The sequence below is a fragment of the Pantoea sp. USMM079 genome (assembly GCF_037153115.1).
GTDB lineage: Bacteria > Pseudomonadota > Gammaproteobacteria > Enterobacterales > Enterobacteriaceae > Pantoea > Pantoea communis.
The window spans coordinates 43,473-63,794 of the sequence record NZ_JBBCKX010000020.1 but is presented as its reverse complement, the minus strand read 5'-3'; the positions used below and the strand labels follow the sequence as shown (position 1 = coordinate 63,794).

Sequence of the window (20,322 nt, the reverse complement as noted above, 5' to 3'; positions counted from 1 at the left end):
CCTCCTTAAACCGTCAGAACCACACAGCTGTCGGCATCCCAGCACAGGCGAACTTCATCACCCCATGTTGGCGCACCTTTGCGGTAGCGATGTGCATTCTGCAGCTGCGCGCTGATCATCTGACCACTGCGCAGGCGAACGTGATAAATCGACAGGTCGCCGAGATAAGCGATATGCACCACTTCACCCACGGCAAAGTTGCAGCCATCTGCCGGTACCTCTTCGCACAGCATCACTTTTTCCGGACGCAAGGCGACGTGCACCGGCACGTTATCGATGATGGAGACATCGGTCTGCACTTTCAGCGGATGCACCAGGCCCGGCGCATCAATGACCACGCCCTCTTCCGTGCGCTCACGCAGCAGGCCGTCAAACACGTTGACCGATCCAATAAACTCGGCGCTATAGCGGCTGGTAGGATGCTCGTAGATCTCTTCCGGCTCACCAATCTGCACGAACTTACCGCGGTTCATGATGGCAATACGACCGGCCATGGTCATGGCTTCTTCCTGGTCGTGCGTCACCATCACGCAGGTCGCGCCGACGCGCTCCAGAATATCCACCACTTCATGCTGCATACGGTCGCGCAGTTTTTTATCCAGCGCGCCCATCGGCTCATCCAGCAGCAGCAGTTTAGGGCGTTTCGCCAGGCTACGCGCCAGCGCCACGCGCTGACGCTGACCGCCGGAAAGCTGATGCGGTTTACGCTTAGCAAATTCCTGCATATGCACCAGCGTCAGCATTTCGGCCACGCGGCTGCTGATTTCGCCTTTCGGCAATTTATCCTGCTTCAGTCCAAAGGCGATGTTCTGCTCCACCGTCATGTGCGGGAACAGCGCGTAGGACTGGAACATCATATTGATCGGGCGCTGATAAGGCGGAACGTGCGACAGGTCTTGCCCATCCAGCACAATCTGCCCGCTGGTCGGTGGCTCAAAGCCCGCCAGCATGCGCAGCAAGGTCGATTTACCACAGCCGGAAGCACCCAGCAGGGCAAAAATCTCACCTTTATAAATGGTCAGGCTGACATCATCTACGGCGTGCTGGCCGTCAAAAGATTTGGTCAGGTTGCGAATTTCCAGCAGCGGCGTTAACGCCTTAGCCGTTTTATTTGGGGGGCGGGGAATCGCGTCGTTCACTAACATTTCTCCGGCGCTAAGCGGTGTAGCGCGGCACAGCCAGCCGCTAAAATGGCACAACAGAGGCCATCACCGCACCTCTGTTGTCGTCTTCAGGTAACGAATCCGTTTAGAACGAATTACTTACCACTTTTTACTTTAGTCCATGCACGGGTGCGCGCACGATCCAGTTTCGGATCCTGGACTTTGAGCACAAACAGCTTGGCCATCGCATCCGGCGTTGGGAAGATGCCCGGATTGTTGCGCACATCGGCATTGATTAATGGCAGTGACGCCTTGTTGCCGTTGGCGTAGTTCATCTTGTTAGAGACATCCGCGATCACTTTTGGATCCATGATGTAGTTCAGCCACTGATAGGCTGCGTCGAGGTTTTTCGCGTCTTTCGGAATCGCCATCATATCGAAGAAGGCCAGAGCGCCCTCTTTCGGCACGCTGTAAGCCAGGTGCACGCCGTTGTTGGCTTTGGCTGCACGATCTTTCGCCTGCAGGATATCGCCAGACCAGCCGATCGCCACACAGATGTTGCCATTCGCCAGGTCGTTAATGTACTGAGACGAGTGGAAGTAGCGGATATTAGGACGCAGCTTCAGCAGCAGATCGGTCGCGGCACCGGTGTAATCTTTGGCGTCTGAACTGTTCGGATCTTTGCCGAGGTAGTTCAGCACGGTGGCGAAGATCTCTTCCGGCGCATCGAGGAAGGAAACACCACAGCTTTTCAGTTTTTCCAGGTTTTCAGGCTTCAGCACCAAATCCCAGCTGTTGACGGGCGCATCAGTACCCAGCGCGGCTTTTACCTTATCGATGTTATAGCCGATACCGGTGGTACCCCACAGATACGGAATCGCATATTTGTTACCCGGATCGTGCTGCGCGACTTTCGCCATCAAATCAGGATCGAGGTTTTTGTAGTTTGGCAGCTTGCTCTTATCCAGCTCCTGGAAAACGCCTGATTGCAGTTGGCGTGCAAGGAAACTGGAGGATGGCACCACAACGTCGTAGCCGGTAGAACCCGCCATCAGCTTACCTTCCAACACTTCGTTGGAATCGAACACGTCGTAGACCACTTTGATACCGGTCTGCTTTTCAAAATTCGGCACGGTGTCGGCCGAAATATAATCGGACCAGTTATATACGTGCAGCGTTTTATCTTCTGCCTGAGCACCAGCGACCGCAGCCATCAGCACACCAGCAACCACACCTGGCAACCATTTTTTACGTTGGTTGAACATGTTTTCCATCCTCCTGAGGGGGTCATCACAACGCTGCATACACGCGATCCGGACGTTGCGTTTTCTGTTTAATCACAGACACACAATGAATCAATATTCAGCGGGAGTTTAATAGCAAAAACCTATACCTGTGCTGAGGTTGCACGTCTCAAGCAGCCCCGCAAGAATAGCCCCCCTGCTTCAGGCGTGCCAGATCCCAGCGTAAAAAACGCCTTTTTGCGATATTTTATGCATGTTTCTGCTATGGGGTTTGGCACTAGCGGCATAAAGCACGACTAATATCTGGCAATAAAGGGCAAAATGCAGAATAAAAAGTGGTAGGGCTAAAATGAAAACTGCCGCAAAAAGCGGCAGTTAGCGAGGCGGGGAACTCAGTGCAGCATCGCGTGGCTGCTGGAGCCAGGTTGGCGCTCCTCTTCTTCGCCCATCATCAGCAAATTATTGGCAAAGGCTTCCATGATCACCATGGAAACGCCCTCTTCACTTTGCTTCATAAAGTGCGAGAACTGACCAAACGTCAATCCGGCAGTGGTACTGATCGACTGGCAGACAATCAGCTTGGGCAGATTGTCATCCTGGATATCGATGAAAGCCTTTACCGTAAGCGAACTGGCATTGATCTGCGATAAATCGCCGACCAAAGGAATCAATGCTGTGGGTTTCACTTCCGCGAGGGCCGAGAAGAGGATGACGTTGTCCACCAGGTCGATTTTTGCATCAAACACCCCGTCAAAATTCTGCATGTGCGGCAGGTGCAGTGCCTGGCAGGCATCGCATTCGAACCAGGTGATATTTTGTTGATCCAGCCAGCGACGCAGGATGTCGATGTCAGGAACGACCAGTGAATCCATCGTTATGTCCTGTGGGGTGAAGAAATAAGCGCCTTAGCTTACGGAAAAAGTCTAACTGATGCCACGAAAACCACGTAAAAGCGCGCCTAGCCCCCGGTTTTAAGACGATAGCCGGGGCAAGCATGCGCTTCTACCCAATGAATCATCATGGAAGCGATGTCGAGGCCGGTGGTGCCTTCGATGCCCTCAAGCCCTGGCGAGGCATTCACCTCCATCACCAGCGGGCCGCGGTTGGCGCGTAAAATATCCACCCCTGCGATTTCCAGCCCGAGCGTGGATGCGGCTTTCACGGCGATTTCCCGCTCTTTGTCGGTGATGGTCACCGCGTGCGCTTTACCGCCACGATGAAGATTTGAGCGGAAATCCCCCTCTTTCGCTTCACGCTCAATCGACGCTACCACTTCATTGCCGATCACCAGGCAGCGAATATCTCGCCCCTGTGCCTCTTTGATAAACTCTTGCACCAGAATGTGGGCGTTAAGGCCACGAAAGGCATCAATCACGCTCTCAGCCGCCTGGCGCGTTTCCGCCAGCACCACGCCAATCCCCTGCGTGCCCTCTACCAGTTTCACCACCAGCGGCGCACCACCGACCATGGCGATCACATCCTGGGTATCATCAGGCGAAGAGGCGAACCCGGTGATCGGCATATCAATGCCTTCGCGCGCCAGCAGCTGCAGCGATCGCAGTTTGTCACGCGCCCGGGTGATGGCCACCGATTCATTCAGCGGATAGCTGCCCAACATCTCGAACTGGCGCAGCACCGCCGTGCCGTAAAAGGTGGTCGCCGTGCCAATACGCGGGATAACGGCATCAAAGTGGCCCAGCGGTTCGCCACGATAATGCACTGCGGGCGAATCGGAGTTGATGTTCATGTAGCAGGAGAGCGGATCGATCATCTGCACCTGATGGCCACGCTCTTCCGCGGCGTCGCGCAGGCGCTTACACGAGTACAGCGTTCCATCACGCGTGAGAATGGCCATCTTCATTGCAGAATTCCTTGTGCTTAGCGCGTTGCCCAGCCCTGTTGATGCAGATAATCCAGCATAAACGGACGCGTTTCTTTGATGATCAGGCGTTGAATCAGTTCGCTCCAGGTTTCCGAACGCTGGTTGCTGTCACGTTGCTGGTAATAAGCCGTGATTTGGTTATCGTACTGGTCCAGCACGCTTTTATCGACAGATTGATAACGATTTTCATGCACCAGCATCGCCGCTGGCATACGCGGTTTCACGTCTGGGGCAGAGGCTGGATGGCCGATGCAGAAGCCAAACAGTGGCAGCACAAATTTCGGCAGTTCCAGCAAATCGGTGACTTGCGCGATACTGTTACGGATACCACCAATAAACACGCCACCCAGCCCCAGCGATTCCGCCGCGACCATGGCGTTTTGTGCCATTAATGCGGTATCGACACAACCCAACAGCAGTTGCTCGGCGCGTCCGAGATGCGCATCCGGGCAAATCTGCTGATGACGATTAAAGTCGGCACAAAATACCCAAAACTCAGCGGCGGCACTCACCCATGGCTGCCCGCCGCTGAGTTGCACCAGCTGATCACGCTTTTCCTGGTCGGTAATGCGAATAATCGAGGAGCATTGTAAAAAACTGGAGGTCGAGGCCGCTTGTGCTGCAGCAATGATCGCGCTGCGCTGAGCATCATCAATGCCCTGCTCGGTAAAGGCGCGAATGGAACGGTGGCTGCACAGTAAATCGATGGTCGGCGTCATAATCCTCTCCGGTTACTTCTTTTTGTGGTTGTGATTGAACAACTGCGGTGCCATCGCTTGCGCGGTACGCCACATCATCAGCCAGGCGGCAGGCAGCATCAGCGCAATGCCAAGGAAAAAAAGCAGCGTCGCCAGCGACTTCTGCGCCATAAAATCAGGTGCCGCAATCCAGTTATTAACCAGTAATAGCGCACCAATCACCGCGAGCACGCCAAGCACTTCCAGCAGCAAAACCGGTTTCGGCAACGTGGCCAGATTACGCATGGGCGATTTCCTCAGTTGCTCAATAGGTCAGTCGCATTTTAGACCCGAATAATTCGCTCTGCAGCAAGGCATGGCTATCACCAGCAGCTTAACTGAAGCCAAACGCGTCTGCGGAGTGAAGTATGATGGACATAGATTGCGGTCATTAGAGTAACAGGCATTTTCTTCTTTGCTTAAGCAGGATGGGCGGGCAAGATGTTAGCCATTATTCACGCTGTAATGTGAAACTGGTCACAAAACAGCAGCGGAAGGAGAGAAGCAATGATTGCAGTGATTTTTGGCCGTTCAAGCTGCCCATACTGCGTACGTGCGAAAGAGTTAGCCACCAAGCTGACCAGCGAGCGCGATGATTTCAACTATCAGTACGTCGATATTCAGGCGACCGGCATCACCAAGGCCGACCTGGAAGCACGTGCCGGCAAACCGGTAACCACCGTGCCGCAGATTTTCCTTGATGACCAGCACATCGGTGGTTACACCGAATTTGCGGCATGGACCAAAGAAAATCTGGGTGTTGAAGCCTAAGCAAACGGGCCTGCGGGCCCGTTTTTGATCGTGCTATTCGGCACGCATCGCCAGCATAATCCTCATCAGGCGGATCAGTAACGCCCCGCATCCAGCCCAAAACAGCGCACTTAAACTCCATGCAACAATCAGCAGCCAACTGTGCATCTGCGTGACGGTGAGCCACATCCAGGCCATACCCAAAAGCGTGCCCACCACGGCGACCCACAGTGTACTGACCAGGGGACTATCCGGCTGCAACAGCGCCATTAACATGCCCGGCAATAAAAACAGCAATAATTCAGGCTGTCCGCGCATCGCTTGTTCCGCGGCAACGGCCCAAAAATGGTGTGCAAAAATAAACACCAGCGTATAAAGCATCATACCCAGAACCGATGCTGGCCAGCGATTATTGCGCTGCAACATAACCATCCTCAACTTTGTTGTTAACAATATTGAAACGTTTACTGCCCTGATGCGCACAAGTGGAAATAAAAAGAAACAGCCGCTGGCAGAAGGATTAAAAACTGCTGATAGCTGAGGAAGTTATTTATGATTAGAATGACGCCGTTTTAAATAATGGTCTGCACCTTCCTGGCGGCAAGGACATTCACAGCTGCCACAAGATAGCGAAAAAAGGCCCTTTCATCAACTTGTTACAGGTAAAGAAGAAGTTAAACCGTGAACATTAACGTCGCAGAATTGTTAAGCGGAAATGACGTTCTGTTATTATTTGTCGTCTTAGCCCTGGGGCTGTGCTTAGGCAAATTACGTCTCGGCTCGGTACAGCTAGGAAATTCCATTGGTGTCCTCGTTGTTTCATTGATTTTAGGTCAGCAGCACTTTGCGATAAATACCGACGCACTCAGTCTCGGCTTTATGTTGTTTATTTTTTGTGTCGGTGTTGAAGCCGGACCTAACTTTTTCTCGATCTTTTTCCGCGACGGTAAAAACTACTTCCTTCTTGCCATTGTTATGGTGGTCAGCGCCCTGCTCGTTGCGTTGGGACTCGGCAAAGTGTTCGGCTGGGATATTGGTCTCACGGCAGGCATGCTGGCCGGTTCCATGACCTCCACGCCGGTACTGGTTGGCGCGGGTGACACGCTGCGACAAAGCATCAGTGACAACCATCAGCTCAGCATGATGCAGGATAACCTCAGCCTCGGTTACGCCCTCACCTATTTGATTGGTCTGGTCAGCCTGATCTTTGGCGCGCGCTATCTGCCTCGTCTGCAACATCAGGACTTACCGACCTGTGCGCAGCAGATTGCACGGGAACGTGGTCTGGATGCTGACAGCCAGCGTAAAGTGTTCCTGCCGGTGATCCGCGCCTATCGCGTTGGCCCGGAACTGGTGGAATGGAGCGGCGGTAAAAATCTGCGCGAGCTGGGCATTCATCGTCAGACCGGCTGCTACATTGAACGCCTGCGTCGTAACGGTATTCTCGCCAGCCCGGATGGGGATGCGATGCTACAACTCGGCGATGAGATCTCGCTGGTGGGCTATCCCGACGCACACGCACGCCTCGATGCCAGCTTCCGTAACGGCAAAGAGGTGTTCGACCGCGATTTGCTCGACATGCGCATCGTCACCGAAGAGATTGTAGTGAAGAACCACAATGCGGTGAATAAACGCCTGAGCCATCTGAAACTCACCGATCATGGTTGTTTCCTTAACCGGGTGATTCGTAGTCAGATTGAGATGCCGATTGATGACAGCATCATGCTGAACAAAGGCGATGTATTGCAGGTGAGCGGTGAAGCACGCCGTGTGAAAAGCCTGGCGGATCGCATCGGCTTTATTGCGATTCACAGTCAGATGACCGATCTGCTGGCCTTCTGCGCCTTCTTTATCATTGGGTTGATGATCGGCATGATCACCTTCCAGTTCAGCAACTTCAGCTTTGGCATCGGTAACGCCGCCGGTTTGCTGTTCGCGGGTATCATGCTCGGCTTCCTGCGCGCCAACCATCCGACCTTTGGCTACATTCCGCAAGGGGCGCTGACCATGGTGAAAGAGTTCGGTTTGATGGTGTTTATGGCAGGTGTCGGCCTGAGCGCCGGTAGTGGCCTGCAACATGGCCTTGGCAGCGCGGGCGCCTTGATGTTGCTCAGCGGTCTGCTGGTGAGTCTGATCCCGGTGGTGATTTGCTATCTGTTTGGTGCCTACGTGCTGCGTATGAACCGCGCGCTGCTGTTTGGTGCCATCATGGGCGCTCGCACCTGTGCCCCGGCCATGGAGATTATCAGCGATACCGCACGCAGTAGCATTCCGGCACTCGGCTATGCAGGAACTTATGCGATTGCTAACGTTTTGCTGACGCTCGCCGGCACGCTTATTGTGATAATTTGGCCGCTTTTGCCTTTTTAAAAATATTTTTACTGCGTTCAGAACTTTCTATTTGGGGCGCAGTCTGAATAAGTGCCACTGCTTTTCTTTGAAATCCCCAAATTGTGGAGCCCGCCGGTCACTGACTTGCGGGTTTTTTTATGCCTGCAATTCCTGCCGCTTAAGGTTCTCCTAAGCGTAAATTGCGACCCTGCCACTCTGGTTTCGCTATTTTCCAATATTCATGCAACTTTCATCAAAGTTAAACACTCCAACAACCCACGATAAGATTAAGAGCCCGACTATTTATTGTTTGTCTGGTCGCTTTTACGCTATCAACTTTATTTTACTGGCAATTTCAGCACTGGTGTTTATGTGGTGGTCGCGCCACGAAAGCCTGGATATCGCTATCAGCCAGCAGTGGTTTGCCCCACAGACGCAGACGTTTCCGTGGCAACACAACCGCTGGCTGGATCTGATCAATCATCGCTTGTTCAAGGATGTGATCATCGCCGGTGCGGTATTGATGTTGTTACGAGGTGTGCAGAAGCGTGATGGCCGCCGCGTGCTGGTGGCCCTGCTGTTTGGTATGGGGCCATTAGTGGTGGGCATCCTGAAGGCGCACAGCGCGCACTCCTATCCATGGGATTTGGCGATGTTTGGCGGTAAGGCAGCCAGTTTTGTACTGCTGGACCCGACTCCGGCTAACAGCGGTCCCGGGCAATGCTTCCCCGGCGGTCACGCTTCCAGCGGCTTTGCCCTGATGGCGCTGTTCTTCCTGTGGTGGCCCGAGCGTCCGCGCCGCGCCGTGCTGGCGCTGTTGTTCGGTATCGCGGTGGGCTTACTGATGGGATACGGACAGGTGATGCGCGGTGCCCACTTTTTCTCTCACAACTTGTGGGCTGGCTGGTGGGTGTGGCTGAGCCAGGTGCTGATTTTTGCTGGTGTTTCTTTTTGGGTAGACAAGATGAGGAAAAGCAAACGTGATGGAAGCGCTCAACCATAGCCTGTTTCTATGGATCAACGCCACGACGGATTCACCGCCATGGTTGATTAATCTGGCGACCTTTATCGCCAAAGATGTGATTGCCATTGTCCCACTGCTGATTGTGGCCTTGTGGTTTTGGGGACCGCGTGAGCAGGTGCAATCTCAACGCGCGCTGGTTCTGAAAACCGGCATAGCGCTGATTTATGCATTAAGTATTTCCTGGTGTGTCGGCCAGCTACTGCCACATCCGCGCCCGTTTGCTATTGGCTTCGGACATCAATTCCTGGCACACGCCGCCGATGACTCTTACCCCAGCGATCATGGCACCACCATCTTTACTTTTGCGCTGGCGTTTATCTTCTGGCACCGACTGTGGTCAGGGGTGATTTTACTGGCGGTCGGCAGCACCATTGCCTGGTCGCGCGTCTATCTGGGCGTGCATTGGCCAATGGATATGCTGGGCGGATTTTTGGTGGGCTTGCTGGCGTGTCTGGCTTCGCATATGGCGTGGCAGTTGTATGGCGAACGCATGCTGGCCTTCACCCACCAACTATATCGCGCCCTGTTCGCTATGCCGATCAAAAAAGGATGGGTACGCGGATAAGGTAAAGGGCGGCTCACTCGGGCCGCCCGATAGGGGACTAGCTAAACCACTTCCCAAACCAGCCGTTGAATTTCATCATAATGAAGTCCCAGATACGGCCAATAAATCCGCCCTCCGGCACCGCTTCCATCACCACCAGCGGACGCTGATCCACGGTTTTGCCATCCAGCTGGAAATCAATGGTCCCCACCACCTGATTCTTCTCCAGTGGCGCTTCCAGCTGCGGTGAATTCAGGGTGAAACTCGCCTTGAGGTTTTTCATCTGCCCTTTCGGCACAGTGATCGCTGCGTCTTTCGCGACACCGAGATTGACCTGACTCTGCTCACCGAACCACACGCGCTGCTGGGCAAAAGGCTTATCGCTTTTAATCGGTGTCACGGTTTCGTAGAAACGGAAACCCCACGTGAGGAGCTTCTCACTTTCACGGAAGCGGATCGCATCGGTTTGCGTACCCAGTACCACCGAGATCAAACGCATGTCTCCGTCCACGGCGGACGCGACCAGGTTATTACCCGCGCCCGAAGTGTGTCCGGTTTTAATCCCATCCACCTTCAGGTTACTGCTCCACAACAGGCGGTTACGGTTCATCTGCTTGATGTGATTAAAGGTGAACTCTTTCTCACTGTTTAACGCATACTCTTCAGGTACATCGCTGATCAAACGCTGGCCGATAATCGCCATATCGCGCGCGGTACTGTATTGCCCATCGGCATCCAGCCCGTGCACGGTCATAAAGTGGGTATTCTGTAATCCAAACGCCTTAACGTAGTTGTTCATCAGACCGATAAACGAGTCCTGGCTACCGGCGACATAATCGGCCAGCGCGATACAGGCATCATTGCCTGACTGAATCACCACGCCCTTGTTGAGTTCAGAGACCGGAATACGGTCACCCGGTTTCAGGAACATCAGTGAAGAACCGCGCAGCTTCGGGTTGCCGGTTGCCCATGCATCCTGGCCGATAGTGACCAGGTCATCGTTGTGGATCTTGCCGGCTTTTAGCGCCTGGCCGACCACGTAGCTGGTCATCATTTTGGTCAGGCTGGCGGGGTCCAACCGCTGGTCGGCATTGGACTCAGCCAATACCTTGCCGCTGTTGTAGTCCATCAAAATCCAGGCTTTGGCCTCAATTTGCGGTGCAGCAGGCGCCTGTTCAGCCTGAGTGGTGACGGGAAGGAAAAGCACTAATAATGAAGTGGCAGCCAGCGGCCGCAAGGCAGAAATGACGGAGTTTTTTCTCATGAGCGTGACCAGATTGTCCTTGTTAAATCATGGTTTTCTAGCAGGTAAGACATGTCTTAATAAAAGCTACACGCTTACCACCTGCGAACAAAACCGTCCAACCGTAAAGTTTTATAGAGTTTATTAGAGTAACCCTGGCATCAACCCCGACGCGCTGCCACTTTTACTGTTACGCCGTAGTGGAAAAAGTGAGAGAAATTCCGATTTTTCGCAGAACGGTTAAGCCAGTCACAAAATTCCGCTAACCTGATGCCAATCAGCCCGAGGAGAACCACGATGGACTTAGCCGTTTTCGATCTGGACGAAACCCTGATTTGTGAAGACAGTACCAGCCTGTGGCTGCGCTGGCTGGTCTCACAGGGATTTGCCCCCGAAGCACTCATCTCTCAGGAACAAGCCTTAATGGAGAAATACCATGCCGGCACCCTGTCGATTGAAGAGTATATGAGCACCACGCTATCCCCGCTCGCCGGTATGGCGACCCTGACGGTTGAGGGTTGGGTACGGCGTTTCATCCATCGCGATATTCTGCCACGCGTCTTCCCCGCCGCACGGGAACGCATAAACTGGCATCAGCAACGCGGCGACACCGTGATGATCATTACCGCCAGTGGCGATCATCTGGCGGTGCCGATTGCGCAACGTCTGGGTGTACACGGCGCGTTGGCGATTTGCGTAGAAGTGGTTGACGAGCGCTACAGCGGCCAGATTTATGGCACAGCCACCTATCGCGAGGGGAAAGTCACTCGTCTGAGTGACTGGAAGGCTTTGCAACAGGATAAGCGCTTTGAAAAAACCTGGGCTTACAGCGACTCCATGAACGATTTACCCTTGCTCAACCATGCTGATCACGCCTGGGTCATTAACCCGGATGCGCTGCTGCAGCAGGAAGCGCAGCAGCGGGGTTGGGAAGTATGCAGCTGGGTGCGTTAAGTTAACCACGCGAGGCGCTGGCGGGTTCCGCCAGCCCGACTTTTAACAGCTTGCCGTTAGCTTCATCGGTGAGCACATAGAGATAACCATCCGGCCCCTGACGCACATCGCGAATACGTTCACCGCGATCCTCCAGCAGTCGCTGCTCTTCGACCACTTTCTCGCCGTTCACCCGCAGGCGAATCAGGCTTTTTTCCTTTAATGCGCCGATAAACAGCGAGTTTTTCCACTGCGGGAAACGTGCGCTGTTGTAAAACGCCATCCCGCTGATGGCTGGTGACACTTTCCACCAGAACTGCGGTTGTTCCGTGCCCGCCACGTGCGTGCCCTGCGCTTCCGGCACTTTCTGTCCGCTGTAATCAATGCCGTAGGTGGCCAATGGCCAGCCGTAGTTTTTGCCTTTCTGCGGGATATTCACTTCATCGCCGCCGCGTGGGCCGTGTTCACTCTCCCACATTTGCTGCGTCCACGGATTGAAAGCTAATCCCTGTGGATTGCGCATGCCGTAAGACCAGATTTCTGCCCGCGCGTCTTTGCGCTGGATAAAAGGATTGTCTGCCGGGATTTCACCGTTCTGGGTCAGGCGCACGATTTTTCCTGAAAGCTTGTCGAGCTGTTGGGCGCTGAGGCTGGAAAAGTTGTCGCCAAAGGCAATGTAGAGATAGCCCTGACCATCAAATGCCAGCCGGGTCCCCATATTGGCACCGCTGGAGAGTTTCGGTGTCTGCTCCAGCACCACCTTGAAGTCGCTCAATTGACGGTTATCGTCGCTGAGTCGCCCGTAGCCGACCACACCGCCCGCTCGCCCCTCGTCATCTGCCGTGGTGTAACTGAGCCACACGCGGCGGCTCTGGGCGAAATCCGGTGCCAGCACCACATCCAGCAAGCCGCCCTGACGATTTGCCCACACTTTGGGTACGCCACTAATGGGTTGCGACAAGCCTTTTCCCGGCTGCCAACTGCGGAGTTGCCCGGAGCGTTCGGTAATTAACAACGTTTGATTGTCAGGCAGAAAAGCCACTGACCACGGATGATCAAGTTTGTCCTGTAGTACCTGTACCTGAACATCAGCAGCCAGGGTCGAATGGGCATAACTCAATGCGCCAAGCAACAGCGCGACAGGCAGTAAACGCATGGGATTCTCCTTTATCACGGTCTGCCGTTAAGGGTAGTCAGCCCGTAAGAAAGGATGTGCAGGATTTACAAAACATTAAGCCCGACATAGCGCCGGGCGACGGGATTAAGGCGCGGAGAAGGCCACAACATCACGAATCATTTCGTCGATGCCCGGACGAAGATCGTTGAGCGTAATTGGCGTACTGTTGTTCGGCAGGGATTTACCAAAGGCTTTGCGCACAACTTTGATCATTGGCTTACCGGTCTGCGCATCGACCGCTTCCACCTCGAGGAACAGCGCACTGTTTTGCGTACGGTGGCCAGTGGCCGCCATGGTGCTCGCTACAACTGCCGCAATCGGCACCACTTCGTAGAACTGCATCCCTTCGTTTTCTGCCGTCACGGCGGTGATGGCGCTTTTCACCCTGAGCGTATGTGCACCAGGCTTGCCCACCACCGGTTTACGTTCTGCGACCGCGCGTTTTAACTGACTATCGGTGTACTGACGGATTTGATCCAATGTTTGCTGGCTGATGCGTTCAGTCGGTCGCGCGGCGGGATAGTAAACCACGGGTTCGAACACAACATTGGTGTAATCCGCGCTGTGATAATCCGGCGAGATCCAGCGCAATGTCGGTTTACCGCTGGGTGACTGTTCAGATTTTAACTGGCTGTAATCGCCGAGAAAGCCGGAAAACTGCTGTTTATCCGCAACATGAGAGGTACAACCTACCGCCAGCATAGCCAGCGTTAAAGCAGGAATATAAAGACGAAATCGCATGAGAAAGCCCTTATAAGAGGTAAATCGCTTCTCAAGTGTAGAGCGCACGCTGCGCTTTGGCGGGAAATTTTCACAGAATGGGAGAAGAAACCACCTGCATTGCAGGTGGTTAGGGAATCACTCGAAGCAGGTCTCAGGATTCTCAGACAACGAAATGAACCTTTCGCCGCCTTTGGTCAGGGCAATAATGCCGCCGCTCTCAATATCATAAACCCACCCATGCAGACGCACTTTGCCTTTACGCAGCGCCACCGCTACCGAAGGGTGTGTTTTGATATTGTTCAGCTGAGCAATCACGTTCTCTTTGACCATTTCATTGAGACGGGTTTCCACCGCTTCATAGTTACGCTCTTCCACCACGGCTTTCGCCGCATTGGCGTAGTGCAACCAGTGATCGACCGCTGGCATGCTTTCTAAATCCGCATTAGACGCGATGGCGTTCATGGCACCACAGTTGGAGTGACCGCAAATGATGATCTCAGTCACACCCAGCGCAACGACCGCGTATTCAATCGTGGCGGAGACACCGCCCGGTTCGGGACCAAACGGCGGCACAATATTACCGGCGTTACGGATCACGAACAGCTGGCCTGGCTCGGATTGGGTGACTAATTCAGGCACCAGACGGCTGTCTGAGCATGAGATAAACAGGGCTTTGGGATTCTGGTTTGACGCCAGACTTTTGAAAAGATCCTTCCTTTCAGGGAACACATTCTGTTGGAAATTCAGAAAACCTTTAACGATCTCTTGCATTTGTCTGCTCTCACTTTATCCGCATCTGCGCTGGCGGTACGATCTGCACCGTCAGCACGCGTTCAAATTCTTCAGTGCGGTGAATAACTTACAATCACCAACCGAACATTTAAGCAAAACAGGCTGGATTACACAACTCGGATCACCGTTAACGGTTCGCAGTCGCCAGCCTTATCGGCGACGATTTGAACGGATAACAGCTCCATTAAGCATAGCGGGAAACGCCCATTATGCGGTTAAGGAGATTCTTACATCACCTATACATTTTCCCTCGCAACCTCTGTACAATCCCCCGCCTATCCACACTAATTATGATGAATTATTATCCTTATGAGCCATGTCAAAAATCCGCCGCGCGTAGGCTTCGTCTCACTCGGCTGCCCAAAAAACCTCGTCGACTCAGAACGCATCCTGACGGAACTGCGTACTGAAGGCTACGATGTGGTGCCACGCTACGATGATGCGGAGATCGTCATCGTTAACACCTGTGGATTTATTGATAGCGCCGTACAGGAATCACTGGAAGCGATCGGTGAAGCGCTGAACGAGAATGGCAAAGTGATCGTCACCGGTTGCCTGGGTGCCAAAGTGGATCAGATCCGCGAAGTGCATCCTAAGGTACTGGAAATCACCGGCCCTCATAGCTACGAGCAAGTGCTGTCGCACGTTCACACCTATGTGCCAAAGCCGGAACACAACCCGTTCCTGAGCTTAGTGCCAGAGCAAGGCGTGAAGCTGACGCCGCGCCACTATGCTTACCTGAAAATTTCCGAAGGCTGTAACCACCGTTGCACCTTCTGCATCATCCCTTCTATGCGTGGCGATCTCGACAGCCGCCCGATTGGTTCGGTGCTCGACGAAGCCAAACGTTTGGTGGAAGCTGGCGTCAAAGAGCTGCTGGTTATCTCACAGGATACCTCGGCTTACGGCGTGGATGTGAAGCACCGCACCGGTTTCTGGAACGGATCCCCGGTGAAAACCAGCATGGTCAGCCTGTGCGAACAGCTGGCGAAACTCGGCGTGTGGGTGCGTCTGCACTATGTCTACCCGTATCCGCATGTGGATGACGTGATTCCGTTAATGGCCGAAGGGAAAATTCTGCCTTATCTTGATATTCCGTTGCAGCACGCCAGCCCGCGCATTCTGAAGCTGATGAAGCGCCCTGGTGCGGTTGAACGTACGTTGGAGCGCATCAAACGCTGGCGTGAAATTTGCCCGGAACTGACGCTGCGTTCGACCTTTATCGTCGGCTTCCCCGGCGAAACCGAAGAAGATTTCCAGATGCTGCTCGACTTCCTGAAAGAAGCGCGTCTGGATCGCGTTGGCTGCTTCCAGTACAGCCCGGTTGAAGGCGCGACGGCCAACCAACTGCCGGACCAGGTGCCGGAAGAGGTGAAGCAGGAGCGTTTCGATCGCTTCATGCAATTGCAGCAGAAAATCTCCAGCGAACGTTTGCAGGAGAAAATCGGCCGTGAAGTGTTGGTGATCATCGATGAAGTGGATGAAGAAGGCGCGGTGGGTCGCAGCATGGCCGATGCACCTGAGATCGACGGTGCGGTGTATCTGAATGGCGATCGTCAGGTGAAAGTCGGTGATGTGGTGCGTGTCAAAGTTGAACACGCCGATGAGTACGATTTATGGGGTACGCGCGTTTAACCGTGCAGCTGCTGGTGCGCACGTTTGCGCGCCAGATAATCGGTATCCGCTCTCAGCCGATCCCAGCATGATTTAAAGATGGCCGCCGCTGCGGCCTTTTCTTTTTCTGTGGTACGAGGTAGCTCGTTACCGTCTGCATCATATTTGCGTCCGCCTTTGTGATTGCTATATCGGCGCGCGCGGGTATAACCCATCTGAATAAATTTTCGCGCCATATCCATGCCGACAAAGTCGTCCTGTGCGCGGTACTCCTCAAACAACTGCATGATCTGAACGGAAGATTCCTGAGCCAGTTCCACGGTCCGGAAGCGCCAGAATGGCAGAATTTCGCTCTTGTAAGGCTCCACCATTAACACCCCCTGCTCACCGCGCCCAACCTGATAAAGGTCTGGCCGCTGTCGGAAATCAATATTCTTAAAGTCTTGTTCGTAATCAAAGGGTTTCACTGCATTTCTCCTGCACGACATTATCACTTACTGCAATTATTTTTTTGCGGCTCTTAAGCAATGTGCTTTTACACCGATAACTTCTCTACTAGCCTACTTTGCTCAGGGAAAATCATGTTAACGAAAATGAAAATTGTGACTGCCATCATATTGATGCTGTTGGTATTCACCGCTATGCAGGCCATCTCCGGCTCACTGTTTTTATCTTCCCTGATCGCTGGCCAGCATAATTTCACCGCCAGTAACCAGCTGTCGCATCAACAACGTGAGTTCTCCGATAGCTGGCAAACGCTGGTGAAAACGCGCGTTATCATCAACCGCGTGGCGATTCGCATCCTGAAGAATCAGACCGATGATGCTTCACGCGCTGCCATCAACAAGCTGCTGGTTTCCGCGGGCGCCTCGCTTGATGAAGCGAAACAGCACTTTGACCGCTACAAAAGTGTCCCACGGATTGCGGGGCAAAGTGCGGCAGCCGCCGAGCTTATCGAAAGCAAATTCGCGAACTATTACCAACTGCTGAATCAATCCGCGACCTTTCTGAAAGCCAACAACTACGCCGCCTATGGCGAGCTGGATGCACAGCAAGCGCAGGATGATTTGGAAGCGGCCTACAAGCAGTGGCGTGGCGACAACGTGCAGTTAATCAATTCCCGCGCTGCAGATAACGATAGCACTTATCAGCATATGCTGGTGATGGTTGCTGCGATGGCAGTGATTGTGGTGCTGTTGCTGCTGGTGGTTTGGCTGCTGGTTCGCCGCATCCTGTTGGCGCCGATGAAGCAAGTTCAGCAGCAGATGGAGCGCTTCGCCGAGGGCGACCTCTCCGCCAGTTTGAAGATTGAAGGACACAGTGAAATGGCCGCCATTGCCGCGAGCCTCAACCATATGCAGCAAGCACTGTTGGGCACTATTAACAATGTTCGCGACAGTGCCGATGCCATTTTCAGCAGTGCCAGCGCGATCGCCAACGGTAACAACGATCTCTCCTCCCGCACGGAACAACAGGCCGCCTCGCTGGAAGAGACCGCCGCCAGCATGGAAGAGCTGACCGCCACCGTTAAACAGAATGCCGATAACGCACGTCAGGCGACGCAGCTGGCGAAAACCGCATCGGAAACCGCTGACAAAGGTGGGAATGTGGTGGACGGCGTGGTGAAAACCATGCGCGACATCGCCGACAGTTCGAAGAAAATCGCCGACATCACCAGCGTGATCGATGGCATTGCTTTCCAGACCAATATTCTGGCGCTGAATGCTGCCGTTGAGGCCGCTCGCGCCGGTGAACAAGGTCGTGGCTTTGCTGTGGTCGCGGGTGAAGTCCGTAGCCTGGCGCAGCGCAGTGCACAGGCAGCGAAAGAGATTAAGCTACTGATTGAGGGCTCCGTGCAGCGCGTTAATTTAGGTTCACAACAGGTGAGCAGCGCCGGCGATACCATGCAGGAGATCGTCAGCGCGGTAACGCGCGTGACCGATATCATGGGCGAAATTGCGTCGGCCTCTGACGAGCAGAGTCGCGGCATCGATCAGATTGGTGTGGCAGTGAACGAGATGGATCGCGTAACGCAGCAGAACGCCACACTGGTGCAGGAATCGGCTAACGCCTCGGCTTCGCTGGAGCAGCAGGCCAGCAGCTTGTCCTCAGCGGTGGCGTGCTTTAAAACCGGGACGCGGGCCGTGATGGCACCGGTGACAAACACGGTGAAAGCCCCTGTCGCAACCACACCACGCGCCTTACCCGCTGCCGGTGCACACAGCAACGACAACTGGGAAACGTTCTGAGGTAACAGAAAAAATCAGGTCGCCATAAATGGCGACCTGACCTGCACAACGGGATTTTTCAGGGTGCGCACTAACGCGCACCGATTTGATATTTCAGGTCTTTAACTTCGGATCTAACGCATCTCGCAGTCCATCACCCAACAGATTGAACGCCAGCACCGTCAGGAAAATCGCCAGACTGGGGAAAATCGCCACATGCGGCGCAATCACCATATCGGCACGCGCTTCATTGAGCATCGCGCCCCATTCCGGCGTGGGTGGCTGAGCGCCCAAACCCAGGAAAGACAAACTCGCTGCCGTGATGATCGACGTCCCGATGCGCATGGTGAAATAGACCACAATCGACGACACGGTGCCGGGCAGAATGTGACGCATGATAATCGTCCAGTCGGATGCGCCGATGCTGCGGGCTGATTCAATAAAGGTTTGGTGTTTCAACACCAGCGTATTGCCACGCACCAGACGAGCAAAGGCTGGAATACTGAAAATCGCCACCGCCACAATCACATTGCTCATGCCGCTACCCATGATCGCCACCACCGCAATCGCCAGCAGAATGCCGGGGAAAGCAAACAGCACGTCACAGATACGCATGGTAATCCGATCCCACCAGCCTTCGTAATAACCGGCCAGCAACCCCAGCAGCGTACCAATCAGCGCACCGATCGCTACCGAGAAAAAACCAGCAATCAGTGAAATACGCGTACCGACCAGTACGCGGCTAAATATGTCACGCCCTAGCGAATCCACGCCAAACCAGTGCATCATCGACGGCCCATCATTTAGCCGGTCGTAATCAAAATAGTTTTCCGCATCAAACGGGGCAATAAACGGAGCGATAAACGCCACCACAATCAATAGCAGCACAAATAAGCCCGCCACCATCGCCACATGTTGATGGCGAAAGCGGCGCCAGAATTCACGCCACGGCGTACGTACCCGGGTTTCCGTCATCATCGGCATGGTTTTCAATGCCGCTGCGCGTCGCCAGTTTTTCAAGTGCGACTCCTTACCTGTAACGGATGGCCGGGTTGATCGCCGCATACAGCATATCGACAATCAAATTGATCAAAATGAACTCCAGCGAGAACAGCAGCACCTCGGCCTGAATCACCGGATAATCGCGCATCTCCACCGAATCCACCAGCAAGCGGCCTAAACCGGGCCAGTTGAACACCACTTCCACCACAATTGAGCCACCGAGCAGGAAACCAAACTGCAGGCCCATCATGGTCACCACCGGAATCATCGCATTGCGCAGGCCGTGTTTGACCACCACCAGCGACTCACGAACCCCTTTGGCGCGCGCGGTGCGCATGTAATCTTCCTGCATGACTTCGACAAACGAAGCGCGGGTAAAGCGTGCCATCACCGCCGCCACGGCTGCACCCAGGGTTATCGACGGCAGAATATAGTGTTTCCAGCTGTCGGCACCGACCGTTGGCAGCCAACCCAGCTCAACAGAGAACACCTGCATTAGTAGCATGCCTAAGGCGAAAGCGGGAAAAGAGATGCCAGATACGGCCAGCGTCATGCCGATGCGATCGGGCCAGCGGTTGCGCCAGACGGCCGATGTAATGCCGATGGTCATACCGAAAATCACCGCCCACACCATGCTGGTGAGCGTCAGCCACAGCGTCGGGAAGAAGCGCGCGGCTATCTCTTCCGAGACCGGACGTTTCGACACCATCGACTGGCCAAAATCCCCCTGCAACGCATTAAGAATAAAGTGCCAGAACTGCTGGATCAGCGGCTGATCGAGACCGAGTTCCTGACGCACCAGCGCCACCACCGAGGCATCCGCTTCCGGACCCGCAATCAGGCGCGCCGGATCGCCCGGCAGCAGGTGGACAAACAAGAACACCAGCACCGCGACAATCAGCAGCGTGGGGATCAACCCCAGTAGTCGTTTGAGAAAATAGTTGAGCATGCAAAATCCTGCGCAGCAGCGGCCAGCCTCGCAAGGCTGGCCGCGC

General features: G+C 54.2%; 21 protein-coding genes. 7 read left to right on the top strand and 14 right to left on the bottom strand.

Translation table 11 applies throughout. The features are described 5' to 3' along the window. Positions 1 to 5: 5 nt before the first annotated feature. The 6 genes from potG to WFP70_RS20310 all read right to left on the bottom strand — a co-directional run bounded on the left by potG (position 6) and on the right by WFP70_RS20310 (position 5,212). The gene (gene potG, locus WFP70_RS20335; protein WP_156102820.1) at positions 6 to 1,139 is read right to left on the bottom strand and encodes a putrescine ABC transporter ATP-binding subunit PotG; all 1,134 of its coding nucleotides are present in this window, start codon (positions 1,137 to 1,139) and stop codon (positions 6 to 8) included. A 119-nt stretch (positions 1,140 to 1,258) separates the two neighbouring features. Beyond that, positions 1,259 to 2,368 (bottom strand): spermidine/putrescine ABC transporter substrate-binding protein PotF, encoded by a 1,110-nt coding sequence (potF, locus tag WFP70_RS20330; RefSeq protein WP_337024164.1) that lies wholly within the window; start codon positions 2,366 to 2,368, stop codon positions 1,259 to 1,261. Between the two features lie 371 nt (positions 2,369 to 2,739). Beyond that, complete coding sequence (locus tag WFP70_RS20325; protein WP_337024165.1) at positions 2,740 to 3,219, bottom strand: YbjN domain-containing protein; 480 nt, start codon at positions 3,217 to 3,219, stop codon at positions 2,740 to 2,742. Positions 3,220 to 3,305: 86 nt separating this feature from the next. Beyond that, positions 3,306 to 4,208 carry a 30S ribosomal protein S6--L-glutamate ligase gene (gene rimK, locus WFP70_RS20320; protein ID WP_337024166.1) on the bottom strand — a complete coding sequence of 301 codons (903 nt, stop codon included), beginning with the start codon at positions 4,206 to 4,208 and terminating at the stop codon, positions 3,306 to 3,308. A 17-nt stretch (positions 4,209 to 4,225) separates the two neighbouring features. Next, complete coding sequence (gene nfsA, locus WFP70_RS20315; RefSeq protein WP_337024167.1) at positions 4,226 to 4,948, bottom strand: oxygen-insensitive NADPH nitroreductase; 723 nt, start codon at positions 4,946 to 4,948, stop codon at positions 4,226 to 4,228. Positions 4,949 to 4,960: 12 nt separating this feature from the next. Next, positions 4,961 to 5,212, bottom strand: coding sequence for a DUF1418 family protein (locus WFP70_RS20310; protein WP_097119351.1), 252 nt, complete (start codon positions 5,210 to 5,212; stop codon positions 4,961 to 4,963). A gap of 261 nt (positions 5,213 to 5,473) precedes the next feature. Between WFP70_RS20310 and WFP70_RS20305 the strand changes: the two genes are divergently transcribed. After that, positions 5,474 to 5,737, top strand: a complete 264-nt coding sequence (locus WFP70_RS20305; RefSeq protein ID WP_034820748.1) for a GrxA family glutaredoxin — start codon at positions 5,474 to 5,476, stop codon at positions 5,735 to 5,737. A gap of 33 nt (positions 5,738 to 5,770) precedes the next feature. Here the strand turns inward: WFP70_RS20305 and ybjM are convergent, their stop codons facing one another. After that, positions 5,771 to 6,142, bottom strand: coding sequence for an inner membrane protein YbjM (ybjM, locus tag WFP70_RS20300; protein WP_034820751.1), 372 nt, complete (start codon positions 6,140 to 6,142; stop codon positions 5,771 to 5,773). A 255-nt stretch (positions 6,143 to 6,397) separates the two neighbouring features. Between ybjM and WFP70_RS20295 the strand changes: the two genes are divergently transcribed. The 3 genes from WFP70_RS20295 to ybjG all read left to right on the top strand — a co-directional run bounded on the left by WFP70_RS20295 (position 6,398) and on the right by ybjG (position 9,636). Further along, the gene (locus WFP70_RS20295; protein ID WP_097119352.1) at positions 6,398 to 8,086 is read left to right on the top strand and encodes an aspartate:alanine antiporter; all 1,689 of its coding nucleotides are present in this window, start codon (positions 6,398 to 6,400) and stop codon (positions 8,084 to 8,086) included. A 202-nt stretch (positions 8,087 to 8,288) separates the two neighbouring features. After that, complete coding sequence (locus tag WFP70_RS20290) at positions 8,289 to 9,050, top strand: phosphatase PAP2 family protein (protein WP_337024168.1); 762 nt, start codon at positions 8,289 to 8,291, stop codon at positions 9,048 to 9,050. Continuing rightward, complete coding sequence (ybjG, locus tag WFP70_RS20285; RefSeq protein WP_337024169.1) at positions 9,031 to 9,636, top strand: undecaprenyl-diphosphate phosphatase; 606 nt, start codon at positions 9,031 to 9,033, stop codon at positions 9,634 to 9,636. The genes WFP70_RS20290 and ybjG overlap by 20 nt, the downstream gene beginning before the upstream one ends. Before the next feature lie 37 nt (positions 9,637 to 9,673). Here ybjG and WFP70_RS20280 read toward each other — a convergent pair whose 3' ends face one another. Then, complete coding sequence (locus WFP70_RS20280; protein WP_337024170.1) at positions 9,674 to 10,879, bottom strand: serine hydrolase; 1,206 nt, start codon at positions 10,877 to 10,879, stop codon at positions 9,674 to 9,676. A gap of 276 nt (positions 10,880 to 11,155) precedes the next feature. On the opposite strand from WFP70_RS20280, the gene WFP70_RS20275 reads away from it, so the two are divergent. Beyond that, entirely contained in the window at positions 11,156 to 11,812 is a 657-nt protein-coding gene (locus WFP70_RS20275; RefSeq protein WP_337024171.1) for an HAD family hydrolase, read from the top strand. A gap of 1 nt (position 11,813) precedes the next feature. On the opposite strand, the gene WFP70_RS20270 is transcribed toward WFP70_RS20275, so the two are convergent. The 3 genes from WFP70_RS20270 to WFP70_RS20260 form a co-directional block, all read right to left on the bottom strand. Beyond that, positions 11,814 to 12,947 carry a PQQ-dependent sugar dehydrogenase gene (locus WFP70_RS20270; protein WP_337024172.1) on the bottom strand — a complete coding sequence of 378 codons (1,134 nt, stop codon included), beginning with the start codon at positions 12,945 to 12,947 and terminating at the stop codon, positions 11,814 to 11,816. A 105-nt stretch (positions 12,948 to 13,052) separates the two neighbouring features. Further along, positions 13,053 to 13,709, bottom strand: a complete 657-nt coding sequence (locus tag WFP70_RS20265; RefSeq protein ID WP_160832410.1) for a DUF3313 domain-containing protein — start codon at positions 13,707 to 13,709, stop codon at positions 13,053 to 13,055. 117 nt (positions 13,710 to 13,826) lie between these two features. Continuing rightward, positions 13,827 to 14,462 (bottom strand): carbonic anhydrase, encoded by a 636-nt coding sequence (locus WFP70_RS20260; RefSeq protein WP_058961964.1) that lies wholly within the window; start codon positions 14,460 to 14,462, stop codon positions 13,827 to 13,829. Between the two features lie 330 nt (positions 14,463 to 14,792). Between WFP70_RS20260 and rimO the strand changes: the two genes are divergently transcribed. Continuing rightward, on the top strand, positions 14,793 to 16,118 hold the full coding sequence (gene rimO, locus WFP70_RS20255) for a 30S ribosomal protein S12 methylthiotransferase RimO (protein WP_039336388.1): 1,326 nt from the start codon (positions 14,793 to 14,795) through the stop codon (positions 16,116 to 16,118). Here rimO and WFP70_RS20250 read toward each other — a convergent pair. Further along, the gene (locus WFP70_RS20250) at positions 16,115 to 16,564 is read right to left on the bottom strand and encodes a DUF4385 domain-containing protein (RefSeq protein WP_337024173.1); all 450 of its coding nucleotides are present in this window, start codon (positions 16,562 to 16,564) and stop codon (positions 16,115 to 16,117) included. The two genes, rimO and WFP70_RS20250, sit on opposite strands and share 4 nt — an antisense overlap. A 114-nt stretch (positions 16,565 to 16,678) precedes the next feature. Here WFP70_RS20250 and WFP70_RS20245 point away from each other — a divergent pair, with 114 nt between their 5' ends. Then, positions 16,679 to 18,346, top strand: coding sequence for a methyl-accepting chemotaxis protein (locus WFP70_RS20245; RefSeq protein WP_337024174.1), 1,668 nt, complete (start codon positions 16,679 to 16,681; stop codon positions 18,344 to 18,346). A gap of 93 nt (positions 18,347 to 18,439) precedes the next feature. On the opposite strand, the gene gsiD is transcribed toward WFP70_RS20245, so the two are convergent. Further along, positions 18,440 to 19,345 carry a glutathione ABC transporter permease GsiD gene (gsiD, locus tag WFP70_RS20240; protein ID WP_038647910.1) on the bottom strand — a complete coding sequence of 302 codons (906 nt, stop codon included), beginning with the start codon at positions 19,343 to 19,345 and terminating at the stop codon, positions 18,440 to 18,442. Positions 19,346 to 19,355: 10 nt separating this feature from the next. Continuing rightward, positions 19,356 to 20,276, bottom strand: a complete 921-nt coding sequence (gene gsiC / locus WFP70_RS20235) for a glutathione ABC transporter permease GsiC (RefSeq protein WP_034820789.1) — start codon at positions 20,274 to 20,276, stop codon at positions 19,356 to 19,358. Positions 20,277 to 20,322 lie beyond the last annotated feature (46 nt).

Bases quoted from the DNA above. Each gene is read 5' to 3' on its own strand.
- potF (WP_337024164.1), bottom strand. From the start codon at position 2,368: ATGTTCAACCAACGTAAAAAATGGTTGCCAGGTGTGGTTGCTGGTGTG.
- WFP70_RS20325 (WP_337024165.1), bottom strand. From the start codon at position 3,219: ATGGATTCACTGGTCGTTCCTGACATCGACATCCTGCGTCGCTGGCTG.
- rimK (WP_337024166.1), bottom strand. From the start codon at position 4,208: ATGAAGATGGCCATTCTCACGCGTGATGGAACGCTGTACTCGTGTAAG.
- nfsA (WP_337024167.1), bottom strand. From the start codon at position 4,948: ATGACGCCGACCATCGATTTACTGTGCAGCCACCGTTCCATTCGCGCC.
- WFP70_RS20310 (WP_097119351.1), bottom strand. From the start codon at position 5,212: ATGCGTAATCTGGCCACGTTGCCGAAACCGGTTTTGCTGCTGGAAGTG.
- WFP70_RS20305 (WP_034820748.1), top strand. From the start codon at position 5,474: ATGATTGCAGTGATTTTTGGCCGTTCAAGCTGCCCATACTGCGTACGT.
- ybjM (WP_034820751.1), bottom strand. From the start codon at position 6,142: ATGTTGCAGCGCAATAATCGCTGGCCAGCATCGGTTCTGGGTATGATG.
- WFP70_RS20290 (WP_337024168.1), top strand. From the start codon at position 8,289: ATGCAACTTTCATCAAAGTTAAACACTCCAACAACCCACGATAAGATT.
- ybjG (WP_337024169.1), top strand. From the start codon at position 9,031: ATGGAAGCGCTCAACCATAGCCTGTTTCTATGGATCAACGCCACGACG.
- WFP70_RS20280 (WP_337024170.1), bottom strand. From the start codon at position 10,879: ATGAGAAAAAACTCCGTCATTTCTGCCTTGCGGCCGCTGGCTGCCACT.
- WFP70_RS20275 (WP_337024171.1), top strand. From the start codon at position 11,156: ATGGACTTAGCCGTTTTCGATCTGGACGAAACCCTGATTTGTGAAGAC.
- WFP70_RS20270 (WP_337024172.1), bottom strand. From the start codon at position 12,947: ATGCGTTTACTGCCTGTCGCGCTGTTGCTTGGCGCATTGAGTTATGCC.
- WFP70_RS20265 (WP_160832410.1), bottom strand. From the start codon at position 13,709: ATGCGATTTCGTCTTTATATTCCTGCTTTAACGCTGGCTATGCTGGCG.
- WFP70_RS20260 (WP_058961964.1), bottom strand. From the start codon at position 14,462: ATGCAAGAGATCGTTAAAGGTTTTCTGAATTTCCAACAGAATGTGTTC.
- rimO (WP_039336388.1), top strand. From the start codon at position 14,793: ATGAGCCATGTCAAAAATCCGCCGCGCGTAGGCTTCGTCTCACTCGGC.
- WFP70_RS20245 (WP_337024174.1), top strand. From the start codon at position 16,679: ATGTTAACGAAAATGAAAATTGTGACTGCCATCATATTGATGCTGTTG.
- gsiC (WP_034820789.1), bottom strand. From the start codon at position 20,276: ATGCTCAACTATTTTCTCAAACGACTACTGGGGTTGATCCCCACGCTG.